This window comes from Methylobacterium sp. 142-1Y (assembly GCF_057747795.1).
Map to the genome: position 1 here is coordinate 5,351,652 of NZ_CM173224.1, position 13,743 is coordinate 5,365,394.

General features: G+C 70.0%; 12 protein-coding genes. 4 read left to right on the forward strand and 8 right to left on the reverse strand.

The features are described 5' to 3' along the window. The first annotated feature begins 158 nt into the window (after positions 1-158). Positions 159-353 carry a DUF2065 family protein gene (locus AC3AOF_RS24605; protein WP_236988378.1) on the forward strand — a complete coding sequence of 65 codons (195 nt, stop codon included), beginning with the start codon at positions 159-161 and terminating at the stop codon, positions 351-353. A gap of 226 nt (positions 354-579) precedes the next feature. After that, the gene (locus AC3AOF_RS24610) at positions 580-2,091 is read left to right on the forward strand and encodes a DegQ family serine endoprotease (RefSeq protein WP_236988377.1); all 1,512 of its coding nucleotides are present in this window, start codon (positions 580-582) and stop codon (positions 2,089-2,091) included. Between the two features lie 571 nt (positions 2,092-2,662). On the opposite strand, the gene tolB is transcribed toward AC3AOF_RS24610, so the two are convergent. From tolB to ruvB, 7 genes are all read right to left on the reverse strand, one after another. Next, positions 2,663-3,991 (reverse strand): Tol-Pal system beta propeller repeat protein TolB, encoded by a 1,329-nt coding sequence (tolB, locus tag AC3AOF_RS24615; RefSeq protein WP_236988376.1) that lies wholly within the window; start codon positions 3,989-3,991, stop codon positions 2,663-2,665. A gap of 46 nt (positions 3,992-4,037) precedes the next feature. After that, entirely contained in the window at positions 4,038-5,621 is a 1,584-nt protein-coding gene (tolA, locus tag AC3AOF_RS24620) for a cell envelope integrity protein TolA (RefSeq protein ID WP_488346751.1), read from the reverse strand. An 18-nt stretch (positions 5,622-5,639) separates the two neighbouring features. Continuing rightward, positions 5,640-6,086, reverse strand: coding sequence for an ExbD/TolR family protein (locus AC3AOF_RS24625; RefSeq protein ID WP_236988374.1), 447 nt, complete (start codon positions 6,084-6,086; stop codon positions 5,640-5,642). Positions 6,087-6,118: 32 nt separating this feature from the next. After that, on the reverse strand, positions 6,119-6,835 hold the full coding sequence (gene tolQ / locus AC3AOF_RS24630) for a protein TolQ (RefSeq protein ID WP_236988373.1): 717 nt from the start codon (positions 6,833-6,835) through the stop codon (positions 6,119-6,121). 186 nt (positions 6,836-7,021) lie between these two features. Continuing rightward, the gene (gene ybgC / locus AC3AOF_RS24635; protein ID WP_048467051.1) at positions 7,022-7,426 is read right to left on the reverse strand and encodes a tol-pal system-associated acyl-CoA thioesterase; all 405 of its coding nucleotides are present in this window, start codon (positions 7,424-7,426) and stop codon (positions 7,022-7,024) included. A 157-nt stretch (positions 7,427-7,583) separates the two neighbouring features. Then, complete coding sequence (locus AC3AOF_RS24640; RefSeq protein ID WP_236988372.1) at positions 7,584-8,531, reverse strand: metallophosphoesterase; 948 nt, start codon at positions 8,529-8,531, stop codon at positions 7,584-7,586. Next, positions 8,524-9,597 carry a Holliday junction branch migration DNA helicase RuvB gene (ruvB, locus tag AC3AOF_RS24645; RefSeq protein WP_272913315.1) on the reverse strand — a complete coding sequence of 358 codons (1,074 nt, stop codon included), beginning with the start codon at positions 9,595-9,597 and terminating at the stop codon, positions 8,524-8,526. Before ruvB ends, AC3AOF_RS24640 begins: the two co-directional genes overlap by 8 nt. 135 nt (positions 9,598-9,732) lie before the next feature. On the opposite strand from ruvB, the gene chrA reads away from it, so the two are divergent. Then, positions 9,733-11,118 carry a chromate efflux transporter gene (chrA, locus tag AC3AOF_RS24650; protein WP_488346752.1) on the forward strand — a complete coding sequence of 462 codons (1,386 nt, stop codon included), beginning with the start codon at positions 9,733-9,735 and terminating at the stop codon, positions 11,116-11,118. A gap of 215 nt (positions 11,119-11,333) precedes the next feature. Here chrA and AC3AOF_RS24655 read toward each other — a convergent pair whose 3' ends face one another. Next, a complete protein-coding gene (locus AC3AOF_RS24655) occupies positions 11,334-11,987 on the reverse strand; it encodes a glutathione S-transferase (RefSeq protein ID WP_488346753.1) in 654 nt (217 codons plus the stop codon). 314 nt (positions 11,988-12,301) lie between these two features. Between AC3AOF_RS24655 and AC3AOF_RS24660 the strand changes: the two genes are divergently transcribed. After that, complete coding sequence (locus AC3AOF_RS24660; RefSeq protein ID WP_236988368.1) at positions 12,302-13,528, forward strand: polyhydroxyalkanoate depolymerase; 1,227 nt, start codon at positions 12,302-12,304, stop codon at positions 13,526-13,528. Positions 13,529-13,743: the final 215 nt, after the last annotated feature.

Below are 13,743 nucleotides of genomic sequence, written 5' to 3' on the forward strand. Positions count from 1 at the left end.
ATACGCGACGATACCCGAGCGCCCCGCCCCGGCGGGGCGCGCTTTTGTGACGGCGGGCCCCGGGCCTGCCGTGCCGCGGAGACCAACAAGATGCGACCGCAGGGGGGAACAGGACAGGCGCAAGGGCCCGCCCGCGGGCGGGCGCGCGGTGTCCTGCCGTGAAGGATCTCGTCGCCGCCCTCGGCTTGGCGCTGGCCATCGAGGGCCTGCTCTGCGCCGCCTTCCCGGGGGCGATGCGTCGGGCGATGCAGGAAGCCTCCCAGACCCCGATGGAGCGGATGCGTCTCGTCGGCCTCCTCTCGGCCGCTGCCGGCGTCGTCGTGGTCGGCGTGGTGCGCCTGCTGCTCGGCTGACTCCCAAACCGATCCTTCGGCACACCCTTCCGCTGGCCGTCAAGCTGGTCCTTGGGCCGAGGCGATCCGCCGGGACTTGAACCGGTTCGCCGGGAGACGATCTTAAGGGGGTTCCCGGCCCGGTCGCCGGGATTGTCCGGGCCATGATGCGGACGGGGTGGAACGCCGCCCCCCGCTTCCGGGCCCGAACCGTTTTGACGACGATCCTGCCCAACGAGGTTCCCAGATGGCCGCTTCCTCGCGCCGTAACCCCGCCTTCGCGAGACGGCGCCTGCCCGCTCTCGCGGGGGCCCTCTTCGCGCTCTCCGTCGGCACGGCCGCCTTGCCGAGCGTCGCGCTGGCCAAGGGTCCCGCCTCGCTGGCCGACCTCGCCGAGCAGGTGACGGATGCGGTGGTGAACATCTCGGCCTCCACCACCGTCGAGGCGCGTGGCCGCACCATGCCGCAGCTGCCGCCGGGCACGCCGTTCGAGGACCTGTTCGAGGAATTCTTCAACCGCCGCGGCCAGGGTGGCGGCGGGGGCGAGAGCCAGCCGCGGGCACCGCGCCGCTCGAACTCGCTCGGCTCCGGATTCATCATCGATTCGTCCGGCATCGTGGTCACCAACAACCACGTCATCGGCGACGCCAACGACATCCAGGTGATCCTGCATGACGGCCGCAAGCTGAAGGCCGAGATCATCGGCAAGGATTCGAAGATCGACCTCGCGGTGCTGCGGGTGAAGCCCGATCCGGACCGGCCGCTGAAGTCGGTGCCGCTCGGCGATTCCGACAAGATGCGGCCGGGCGACTGGGTCATCGCGATCGGCAACCCGTTCGGCCTCGGCGGCTCGGTCTCGGCCGGCATCGTCTCGGCCCGGGGCCGCAACATCGAGTCGGGCCCCTACGACAACTACATCCAGACCGACGCGGCCATCAACAAGGGCAATTCCGGCGGTCCGCTGTTCAACATGGACGGCGAGGTGATCGGCATCAACACGGCGATCCTGTCGCCGACCGGCGGCTCGGTCGGCATCGGCTTCGCCGTCCCGACCTCCACCGCCAGCCCGGTGATCGACCAGCTGCGCCAGTTCGGCGAGGTCCGCCGCGGCTGGCTCGGCGTGCGGATCCAGAACGTCGACGACACCACGGCGGAGGCGCTCGGCCTCAAGGGCGGCGGCCGCGGCGCGCTGATCGCCGGCGTCGACGAGAAGGGCCCGGCCAAGACCGCCGGCCTCGAGGTCGGCGACGTGATCACCAAGTTCAACGGCGTCGAGGTCAAGAGTTCGAGCGACCTGCCCCGCATCGTCGCCTCGACCCCGGTCGGCAAGGTCGTCGATGTGACCACGATCCGCAAGGGCCAGGAGCAGACCAAGCAGGTCACGCTGGGCCGCCTGGAGGACAGCGACAAGCCGCAAACGCAGGCCGCCCTCAACCGGCCGCAGCCGGAGGCCGACGTCACCCGTCAGGCGCTGGGGCTCAACCTCACCGGCCTCTCGGACGAGTCGCGCAAGCGCTTCGGGGTCAAGGAGAGCGTCAAGGGCGTGCTGGTCACCCGGGTCGACCCGAATTCCAACGCCGCCGACAAGCGCATCCAGGCCGGCGACGTGATCGTCGAGGTAGGCCAGGAGGCCGTGACCTCGCCGGCCGACGTGACCCGCCGCATCGACCAGATCAAGAAGGACGGACGGAAGTCGGCGTTGCTCCTCGTCTCGAACAAGGACGGTGAGGTGCGGTTCGTGGCGTTGAGCCTGGAGTAATACCAACGGTCGTTGGAAACGACCTTTGATCTCGTTCTCGAATTTTCGCCAAGCCTCTGGCTTGAAATCAAAAAATCGAGATGGGTCAATGGCCCCGTCGATCTCGGGCCTGCCCGAGATCGAATCGATGCGTCAGCATCTCGGGCCATTGGCATAAGTCACGGTCGCGCGGCGGGTTTTTGTTCGCCCGCTGCGCTCTTCTTACTCTTGGACTGATTGATTTCCTTCTATCGATCGAACGCCCTCCTCGTCATTCCGGGGCCGCGCAGCGGAACCCGGAATCCGGACATTCAAGCGGTTCAGGATGAGGCGGGCAGCGTTCCGCTTTCCGCCGAGGAGCGCATAGCATTCATCCCACCCCCGACCTCATCCTGAGGTGTCGGTCGATCGAAGATCGACTGACCTCGAAGGAGATGTCCAGTTGCCGCAGAGGCTTCTGGAGCCCTCCTTCGAGGCTGAGCGATCGAAGACCGCTCAGCACCTCAGGATGAGGTCGTGGATGGATGGAGCCTCATGAATGTCGAGAGATGCGAACACTCGTGCCCGGCCACTGCCGTGACCGGCACCATCTTTACTTCTGCGCGTCGATCAGCGGCGACCAAGTCGGGTCGGACGCATAGGACGGCGTCGGGACCGGCTGCTCGACCTTGCCGGTGATGTCGACCATGTAGAGCTTGCCGCCGGCCTGGCCGCCGGGATCGCGGAAGAAGATCAGGTACTGGCCGTTCGGCGCCCAGGTCGGGCCCTCGTTGTGAAACCCTTCCGTCAGGACCCGCTCACCCGTGCCGTCGGGCTTCATGATGCAGATCGCGAAGGAGCCCTTCCGCTGGCGGGTGAAGGCGATGTAGTCGCCCCGCGGCGACCAGGCCGGCTGCGAGGCCGAGCCGTCGCCGAAGGTCAGGCGGCGCGGGTTCGAGCCGTCGGCGCCCATGACGTAGACCTGCTGCTGGCCGCCGCGGTCGGATTCGAACACGATCTCGCGCCCGTCCGGCGAGAAGGACGGCGAGGTGTCGATGGCGTTGGCGTTGGTGATCCGGGTCTGCGCCTTGGAGGCGAGGTCCATCACGTAGATGCTGGCATTGCCGCCATCCTGGTCGCTCATCACCAGGCGGCGCCCGTCCGGCGAGAAGCGCGGGCTGGTGCTCATCTCGGCATTGGTCGGGATCACCTGGCGGGCGCCGGTCGAGAGGTTGATCACCTGCACCCGCGGCTGCTGGCCGGTGACCTGGGCCATGTAGGTGATGTCCTGGGTCGAGGGCGAGTAGCGCGGCGCCACCACCGAGGCCTCGCCGCTCGTGAGATACCGCACGTTGGCGCCGTCCTGATCCATGATGGCGAGGCGCTTGCGGCGGTGCTCCTTCGAGCCCGATTCGTCGACGAAGGCGACGCGGGTGTCGAAGAAGCCGCCGATGCCCGTGATCTTGGTGTAGACCGCATCCGAGATCAGGTGGCCCATGCGGCGCGCATTGGCGCCGTCGCCGGCATATTGCTGGCCGATCATCTGCTGGCCCGACAGCACGTCCCACAGCCGGAACTCGGCCTTGAGCCGGCCCGACCCGTCGCGGATGACCCGGCCGGTGACGAGGCCCTGCACGCCCATATCCTTCCAGGCGGCGAAGTTGGGCGCGGCGTCGAAGTTCGGGCTCTCGGGGAAGCGCGCCTTCTCGACCGGGGTGAAGTAGCCGGAGCGCTTCAGGTTGTTGGTGACGATGCCCGACAGGGTCGGCCCGAGGCTCGGATCGCCGGAAAAGTCGGCGATGGCGATCGGCATCGGCTGGAAGGCGCCGCCGGGGCCGATGCGCAGGTTGAGCTGCGCCTGCGCCGGCGAGGCGAAGCAAGCGGCGAGGCACAGCCACAGGAATGCGGCGAGCGCGGAACGCAATCGCGAGGGGGAGTGCATGGAAGGGACGTCCATCGTGGGGTGAGGTAGGCGGCCGGCAGGAGTTTTAGGCCCGCGGCAGCTCGAACTCGGCGTTGATGACCCGCCAGTCGTTGTAGAACGGGGCGAACTGGGACGGGATGCGGAAGGGCGCGCAGCGCCGCACCGCCCGCACCGCGGCCTCGGCGATCGAGCGATCGACCGCACTGCCGCCGGCGCGCAGGATGCGCGGTTCGGTGGTGAGCGACCCGTCGGGGTTCAGGCGGATGTCGAGCTGCGGCAGCACGATCCCCTGCGCGGCGCCAGGCGGCGCCGAGTAGCAGCGCTCGATCTGCTGCTGGAGCAGGCCGACCAGGGCGTCGCGCTGGCTCGGGTTGAGGCGCTGCGACGTGCCGGTCGCGGCTCCGAGGGCTGCGGTGCGCTGCACCTCGCGGCCGGTGGCGCCGGTCGATTGCGACGGCCCGTGCGAGGCCAGCATGTCGCGGATCGAGCCCGAATTGAACTTGGCGGCGAGCTCGGCCTGGCGCCGGGCCTTGGCCTCGGCAGCGGCCTTGGCCTTCGCGTCCGCCATGGCCTTGGCCTTCGCGGCGGCCTCGGCCTTGGCCTTGGCTTCCGCGGCGGCGTGGGCCTTGGCCTCGGCGTCCGCCTTGGCTTGCGCTTTCGCCTCGGCTTCGGCCTCGGCCTTCGCTTCCGCCTCGGCTTTCCGGGCCTCCGCTTCGGCCTTGGCCTCGGCGCGCGCCTTGGCGTCCGCCTTCGCCTTGGCCTCGGCGACTGCCTTGGCCTTCGCCTCGGCGTCCGCTTGAGCCTTCGCCTTCGCTTCGGCCTCGGCTTCCGCCTTGGCCTCGGCCTTCGCTTTCGCCTCGGCGTCGGCGCGGGCCTTGGCTTCGGCCTTGGCCTTCGCCGCCGCTTTCTCGGCGGCGGCCTTCTCGGCCGCTGCCTTGGCCTCGGCCAGTTCCTCGCGCCGGATCGCCTCGGCCTCGGCCTTTTCGGCGGCGGCCTTCTCCGCCGCGGCCTTGGCAGCCACAGCCGCCGCCTTCTCGGCCGCCGCCTTTGCAGCTTCCTTGGCGGCTTCCTTGGCCGCGGCCTTCGCCGCTTCCTTGGCGGCCTCGCGGGCGGCTTCCTTCGCCGCCTCCTTCGCCTCGCGCTCGGCCTCGGCCTTGGCTTCGGCGCGCGCCTCGGCCTCCGCCTTGGCCTTCGCGGCGGCGGCCGCAGCCGCGGCCTTCTCGGCATCGGCCTTTGCAGCGTCAGCCTTGGCGGTGTCGGGGCGGGCCGGTGGCATCGGGGCGGGTTCGGGCTGCTCGAGGGCCGGGCGCAGGGGCGGCGTCGGCATCTCCTCGGCGTTGGCGACCTTGATCTCGGGCGGGCGCGTCGGCGGGGTCGGCACGTTGGCCTTGGCCTCGCCGGGATCGTTCTCCTGCTGCTTGTCGGCGACGCGGTCGGCGCGCGGGCTCTTGGCCGGGGCGTCGCCGTCGCGCTGGCCCTTGGTCAACTCCGAAAACTGGTTCTCGGTGATGACCTCGACCGGCACGCCCTCCTCGGCCTGCGGCAGCGTGTGCGAGGCGGCGGCGAAGAGCGCCAAGCCGATCAGCACCACGTGCGCGCCGGCCGAGACCCAGACGCCGGGCTCGGACCTGTCGAAGGGAAACGCCACCGGAAGAACCCCGCCCTACTAACGCTGGTCGGGCTCGGTCACGAGGGCGACCTTCTTGAAGCCGCCGCCCGTCACGATCGCCATCACCTGAGCGACGCGGCCGTAATCGACCCGCTTGTCGCCGCGCACGAACACCCGCTCCTCGAACCCGTCCTTGGCGGTCGACGAGAGCTTGGCGACGATGGTGTCGTCGGTGAGCTCGTCCTCGCCGAGGAAGACCTGGCCGGTCTGGCGGATCGAGAGGGTAATCGGCTTCGAATCCTGGTTGAGCGGCGCGGCCTTGGTCTGCGGCAGGTCGAGGGGCACGCCGACCGTCATCATCGGGGCGGCGACCATGAAGATGATCAGGAGCACCAGCACGACGTCGATGAACGGCGTCATGTTGATCTCGTTGATCGCGCCGCCGCTCCGCCGGCCGCGCCGACGGCGCCCGCCGCCCTGTGCCGCTCCGGAGGCCATGCTCATCGGGCTCGATCCTTCCTGAAGAGGCTCAAGGTTCAGGCCGCCAGGGCCATGCGCTCGTCGATCTGGCGCGACAGGATCGCCGAGAACTCGTCGGCAAAGCCCTCCAGGCGGCCTTGCGCCTTGGCGACCGAGGCCTGGAGCTTGTTGTAGGCGAGCACCGCGGGAATCGCCGCGAACAGGCCGATCGCGGTGGCGAACAGGGCCTCGGCGATGCCGGGCGCCACGACCGCCAGCGAGGTGTTCTTCGAAGCGGCGATCGACGTGAACGCCGTCATGATGCCGAACACCGTGCCGAACAGGCCGATATACGGACCGGCCGAGCCGATCGAGGCCAGGAACAGCAGGCGCGATTCCAGCCGCTCGACCTCGCGCTGGATCGTCACGTCGAGCACCTTGTCGATGCGCTGGCCGAGGCTGCGGATCGAGCGGCCGGAGCCCTCGTAGGAGCGGCGCCATTCGCGCATCGCGGCGACGAACAGGGCGGCGAGCCCGGTCGCCGGCTTGTCGTTGTAGGCGCGGAACAGTTCTTCCAGCGGCCGGCCGGACCAGAACTCCTCCTCGAAGGCGTCCATCTCCGCCTTGGTGCGGCGGAACAGCAGCGTCTTGTCGACGATGATCGACCAGCACCAGATCGAGGAGCCGAGCAGGCCGAGCATCACCACCTTGACGACGAGGTGGGCCTGCCAGAACAGGCCGAACATCGTGATCTCGACCACGGGCATCGCCTGGGCGGCATCGGCGGGATTCATGCGGCTCATCCTCGCGTCCCGGGCCGATGAACGGCCCTCGGGCACTCCAACCGGGATCGGGGTTTTGCGTATCGTGGTTCGATCGCGCCCGAATCTGTCGAAAGTATGGGCCGCCGCTCCGGAAAGAGCGTTCGCCCGCCGCGAGTTAAGCCCCCGGCAGGGTTAAGGAATGGTGAGTGGGACCGCTCAACGGCGCGTCAGCGTGCGGCGCAGGGCCTCGGGCAGGCGCACGGCGCGTCCGTCGCGCACGCAGGCCACCACCACCTCGGCCCGCACCAGGACCTCGTCGCCGCGGCGCACCTCCTGGTCGAGATGCATCGAGGCGCCGCGCAGCTCGCGGGTCGCGGTCAGCACTGTCAGCGCGTCGTCCATCCGGGCGGGCTTGAGGTAGTCGAGGCTCATCCGCCGCACCACGAAGACGAGACCGTCCGCCTCCCGATGCAGGTCGGACTGGTCGCCGGCGAGGCCGCGCAGGAGTTCGGTCCGGCCGCGCTCCATGAAGCGCAGGTAGCTCGCGTGGTAGACGAAGCCGGAGAAATCCGTGTCCTCGTAGTAGACGCGCAAAGGCAGGGCGTGGGCGTCCGGGGGCATGGGTTCGGTCACGTAGAATTCCGTTTTGATCTCGTTCTGGTCGCGCCTGGAAGCGTCTCCGATGAACCGAGGCCGACAAGTCGCGCGCTTCCCCTGTCCCACACGGGAGAGGGGATCCCGCGCTTTTTACTTTAAACGGGTTCGGTGGAAAAATGTATCAAGCGACCGCCCCCGCCCCCAGCTCCACCACCACGATCTCCGGCGGCACCCCGATGCGGATCGGCGCGATACTGAGGCCCAAGCCCCCGGAGATCACCAGGTCGCTCGCCTCGCGGACATGGCCGTAGGCGTAGCGGCCGGGATAGCGCGAAGGCACCACCGGCGACCAGCCGAACAGCCTTATCTGCCCGCCATGGGTGTGGCCCGACAGGGTCAGCGCCACCCGGGCCGGCACCTGGGCGAAGATGTCGGGCTCGTGCGCCAGCAGGATCATCGGCGCGCCGTCGGGCACCGCCGCCAGGGTGGCGGGCAGGTCGTCCAGGCCGACCCGCCCGCGGCCGGTGCGGCGGCGCGCGGGCAGCAGGGCGAGCTGGTCCTCGAGCCCGGCGAGCCAGACCGGGCCGGCCCGGGTCGCGAGCGGCACGGCCTCGTTCGACAGAACCCGGATGCCGTTCTCGGTGAGTGCCGTGCCGGCGATGGTCGGTCCGGCGCCGCGCTTCTGGGCGGTCTTGTCCTCCCACCAGTCGTGGTTGCCGAGCACCGCGTAGACGCCGAGCGGCGCCGTGAGCTTACCCAGCACCGGCGCCCATTCGGCGGCGGGCACGTAGCGGGTGACGTAACGCTGGCCGGCCACGAAATCCCCGACCAGCACCACGAGATCGGCCTGGAGCGCGTTGGTCGCATCCACGATGCCGGCGATGCGCTCCGCGCTCATCCAGGGCTCGCAGGCATGGATGTCGGTGAGCACCGCGATGCGTAAGGAGAGCCCCGCCGGCCAGGGCGCGGCGGGGTTGGCCGTGATCGCGTACCGGGTCACGACCTGGCGAAAGGGCTCGATCCCGGTGGCGTAGGCGCCGGTGCTGACGCCTGAGAGCGCGACGGCGCCCGCGCCCTGGAGCACCCGGCGGCGGGTGAAGAGGCGGTATCCCCTCCCCGCCTCACGCATCCTCGTCGCCGCCGGTGAACAGCCCGAACTGCACGGTCCCGTCGCGCCTCGGCTCCGGCAGGCCGAGATGGCGGAAGGCGTGGGCGGTGAGCACCCGGCCGCGGGGCGTGCGCTGCACGAAGCCCTTCTGGATCAGGTAGGGCTCGATGATCTCCTCGATCGCGTCGCGGGGCTCGGAGAGCGCCGCCGCGATGGTCTCCACCCCGACCGGCCCGCCGTTGAACGAATGCGCGATGATGCTCAGGTACTTGCGGTCCATCGTGTCGAGGCCGGCCGGATCGACGTCGAGGAGCCGGAGCGCCCGGTCGGCGATGGCCCGGGTGATGGTGGGGGCGTCCTCCACGATGGCGAAGTCGCGCACCCGGCGCAGCAACCGCCCGGCGATGCGCGGCGTGCCGCGCGCGCGCTTGGCGATCTCGTTGGCGCCGTCCGGCGCCATGCCGATGCCGAGCACCCGGGCGCCGCGGCCGACGATGAGTTCGAGTTCGTCGATCTCGTAGAATTCGAGCCGGACCGGGATGCCGAAGCGGTCGCGCAACGGCGTGGTGAGCAAGCCAGCCCGGGTGGTGGCGGCGACGAGCGTGAATTTCGGCAGCTCGATCTTCACCGAGCGGGCGGCCGGCCCCTCGCCGATGATGAGGTCGAGCTGGTAATCCTCCATCGCCGGATAGAGAATCTCTTCCACCGCCGGGTTGAGGCGGTGGATCTCGTCGATGAACAGGACATCGCGCTCTTCGAGGTTCGTGAGCTGCGCGGCCAGATCCCCGGCCTTGGCGATCACCGGGCCGGAGGTCGAGCGGAAGTTCACCCCGAGCTCGCGGGCGACGATCTGGGCGAGCGTCGTCTTGCCGAGGCCCGGGGGCCCGACGAACAGCACGTGGTCGAGGGCCTGACCGGTCTTCTTCGCCGCGTCGATGAACACCTGGAGGTTGGCGCGCGCCGCCCTCTGGCCGGTGAAATCGGCGAGGCTGAGCGGCCGGATCGAGGCTTCGACATCGTCCATGCGGCGCTCGGGGGTGAGGAGGGCTTTGCTGGGCTTGCTCACGCGGGACCTGACGGTGTGCATCATCGACGGCGCGAGGCCGGCGGCTTCCGCCGCCCGGGCGGTCGACCGCCCGCCGGATGTAATCGCTGGCCTCTGTCGCACAACGCGACCGATCGCGCTACGCTGTGGCATCCCTGCCCCGGAGAGCCCGACCCCGTGACGACGATCGAGCCTGCGACGCTGGACCGGGCGCCGCCCCGGCCCGTCACCCTGGGGCAGGCCCTGCCGGTCTGGCTGCGGGTCGCCGCCCTGTCCTTCGGCGGGCCGGCCGGGCAGATCGCGGTGATGCACCGGGTGCTGGTCGAGGAGAAACGCTGGATCTCCGAGAACCGCTTCCTGCACGCCCTCAACTTCTGCACCCTGTTGCCCGGGCCGGAGGCGCAGCAGCTCGCGACTTACGTCGGCTGGCTGATGCACGGGGCCCGGGGCGGCCTGTTGGCCGGCGGGCTGTTCGTGCTGCCGGGGCTTCTCGCCATCATGGCCCTGAGCTGGATCTACGTCCTCTACGGCGAGGCCGGGCCGGTCGCTGGGCTGTTCTTCGGCCTCAAGGCCGCGGTCCTCGCCATCGTGCTCGAAGCGGTGCAGCGCATCGGCCGGCGGGCCTTGCGCGGTCCGGCGATGGCCGGGCTCGCCGCTGCCGCCTTCGTGGGCATTTTTTTCCTCGACGTGCCGTTCCCGCTCGTCGTCGTGGCGGCGGGCCTCGTCGGCTTTCTCGGCGGCCGGGCCGGGCATCCGGCCTTCCGTCCCGGCGGCGGTCACGCGGCGGGAGCGGGCGACGGTCCCTACCTGTTCGGCGACGACGCGCTGCCGCGCGAGCGCACGACCTGGGGCGAGACGCTGACCACCCTCGCCGTCTGGGCGGCGATCTGGCTCGTTCCGGTCGCCGCGCTCCTCCTGGCGCTGGGGCCCGACGACGTGTTCTCCCGCATCGCCGTGTTCTTCTCCAAGATGGCGCTGGTGACCTTCGGCGGCGCCTATGCGGCGCTCGCCTACGTGGCGCAGGCGGCGGTGGAGCAGTACGGCTGGATGCGGCCGGGCGAGATGCTCGACGGCCTCGGCATGGCCGAAACCACGCCCGGCCCGCTCATCATGGTGACGCAGTTCGTCGGCTTCCTCGCCGCCTACCGGGCGCCCGGGGCGCTCTCGCCGCTCGCCGCCGGCACGCTCGGGGGCTTGCTCACCACCTGGGTCACCTTCGCGCCCTGCTTCCTGTGGATCTTCGTCGGCGCCCCTTACGTCGAGCGCCTGCGGGGGCACGCGGCGCTCGCCGGCGCGCTCTCGGCGATCACCGCGGCGGTGGTGGGGGTGATCCTCAACCTGGCGGTCTGGTTCGCCCTCCACACGCTGTTCCGGACGGTGCGCCCGGTGACCGTCGGGCCGCTGACGCTCGACGTGCCGGTGCTCGCCAGCGTCGACCCCTACGCGCTCGCCCTGGCGCTCGCCGCGATCGTGGCGGTGTTCCGGTTCAAGGCCGGGATGATCCCGGTGCTCGCGGCCTGCGCCGCGGCAGGAATGGGGTTGCGGCTGGCGGGGCTGATCTGAGTCGTGAACCCCGGATCCGGGTGAACGCTCTCATCGTTCATCCCACCCACGACCTCATCCTGAGGTGCGAACGGAGTGAGCCTCGAAGGAGGGCTCCAGTCATCTTCGAGATTTCTGGAGCCCTCCTTCGAGGCTCACTCCGTTCGCACCTCAGGATGAGGTCGTAGGTGGGATCGAGGAGTCTCGTATCTCTTCGACGTTCGGGAAAAACGGTGTCAGAACTCCATGTCCAGCTCCTCGATCTCCTCCGGCTCGTCGGCGGCCGCGGCGATCCAGTCGCGCATCAGGTCCCAGTCCATGATCGTGTCGCGGTAGGCGGCGCAATCGGGCGGCAGGGCGACGCCGTAGGTGACGAAGCGGGTGCAGACGGGAGCGTACATCGCGTCAGCCACCACCGGCCGCGCGCCGAACAGGTATGGACCCCCGTGGGCCTTGAGCGCCTCCTGCCAGATCTCGATCACCCGGGCGATGTCGGCCTGGGCGCCGCCCCAGACCGTGAAGTCGGTGTAGCGGGCGCGCAGGTTCATCGGCAGGGCCGAGCGCAGGTTGATGAAGCCGCCATGCATCTCCCCCGAGATCGAGCGCGACCAGGAGCGGGTGGCGAGGTCGGCGGGCAGGAGCCCGGCTTCGGGGCGGATCTCCGTCAGGTACTGGGCGATGGCGAGCACGTCCCAGACCCGCACCGCGCCGTGGGTCAGCCGCGGCACCAGGAACGAGGGCGTGAGGTGCAGGAGCTCGGCCCGGCTCGCCGGATCGCCGGACAGGACCTCCACGTCGAGGTCGAGCCCCGCCATGCGGCAGAGCAGCCAGCCCCGCAGCGACCAGGACGAATAGTTGCGGCTTGAGATCGTCAGCGTCGCCTCGGCCATGGCGTGTCCTCCCCGGGCCGGTGTCGCGCGGCCCGTCTGCCCCTGGGTTCCCACCCGGGCGATCCAAGACTCGTGCCGAAGGACACGTGCCGGCCGGCGCGTGCGCAGGGGCGCAATCTTCGCACAAGTCAGCCGCACCTAGACTACCCCCGCTAGAGAGTTGGACGAGAGATTTGGCACGAGGGTCGCATCCCGCCGGCATGGGGATGCCTCTCGCGGTCAGCCGAAAGTCCGGTCGCGGGAGGAGGAAGCGGTGCCCTACGCTTGTCGCCGGGCCGCATCCCGCGCGTGTCCGTGAGGGAGAGCCCGGGCCGATGCTGTACGATGCCTTCGAGGTCCAGTCGGATATCGCCACCGCCACCCGCGCCTGGGGGCGGATGCTGCACCAGGGCGCGGCGCCCTGGACGACGGGCGGCTACGGCGCGGCGACCTGGATCGCGGCCGCCGCCCGGATGATGATGCGGGCCGGCCTCACCCATGCGCGGCCCTCCTACGGGATCGAGACCCTGCGGATCGGCAACCGCGAGGTGCCGGTGACCGAGGAGCCGGTGCTCTCCACTCCCTTCGGCACGCTCCTGCGCTTCCGCAAGGACATGGTCAGCGAGCAGCCCCGGGTGCTGGTGGTGGCACCCCTCTCGGGCCATTTCGGCACGCTCCTGCGCGGCACGGTGCGCACGCTTCTCGCCGACCACGACGTCTACATCACCGACTGGCACAATGCCCGCGACGTGCCGCTCAGCGCCGGCCGGTTCGGCTTCGACGATTACGTCGCCCACCTGGTGCAGTTCCTGGAGGCGATCGGCGAGGGCGCCCACCTCGTGGCGGTGTGCCAGCCCTGCGTGCAGGCGCTCGCGGCGGCCGCCGTGATGGCCGAGAGCCGCAACGCGGCGCAGCCGGCGAGCATGACCCTGATGGCCGGCCCGGTCGACACCCGGATCAACCCGACCAAGGTCAACGAGCTCGCCACCTCGAAGCCGATCGAATGGTTCGAGCGCAACCTGATCGCCACCGTGCCGCGCCGCCATGCCGGGGCCGGGCGGCGGGTCTATCCGGGCTTCATGCAGGTCGGGGCCTTCATGTCGATGAACGCCGCGCGCCACATGCACGGCCATCTCGACCTGTTCTGGCACCTCGCCGAGGGCGAGGGTGTCCCTGAGGCGCGGGCCAAGGCCGCACAGATCGAGTCCTTCTACGACGAGTATTTCGCCGTCCTCGACCTCGCGGCGGAATTCTACCTCGAGACGGTCAAGACCGTGTTCCAGGACGCCACCCTGGCGCAGAACAAACTGACCTTCCGCGGGGCGCCGATCGACATGCGGGCGATCCGCAAGACCGCCCTAATGACGGTGGAGGGCGAGCGCGACGACATCTGCGCCGTTGGCCAGACGGTGGCGGCGCACGACCTCTGTACCGGCCTGAAACCCTTCCGCAAGAGCCACCACCTTCAGGCCGGAGTCGGCCATTACGGGGTGTTCTCCGGCCGCAAGTGGGAGAGCCAGACCTACCCGCTGGTGCGCAACTTCATCCAGGCCAACGCTTGACCCGACCGGCCCTCGGCCTACCTGCGACGAGACGCGAATCCGGCCCCGTTCCGGGTCCATAGCCGCTCAAATTTCGGTCAGGCAGCCACTCCCCGGTTGGAAGTCCTGGCGGAGTGGTGTAAGGCCCCGATCAGGCGCATACCGTGCGCCGACAGCTTGCGCCGGGCTCCGGTGTAACCGCGATGCAACCTAAGCCCCTCCCGGTCCCTTGCAGG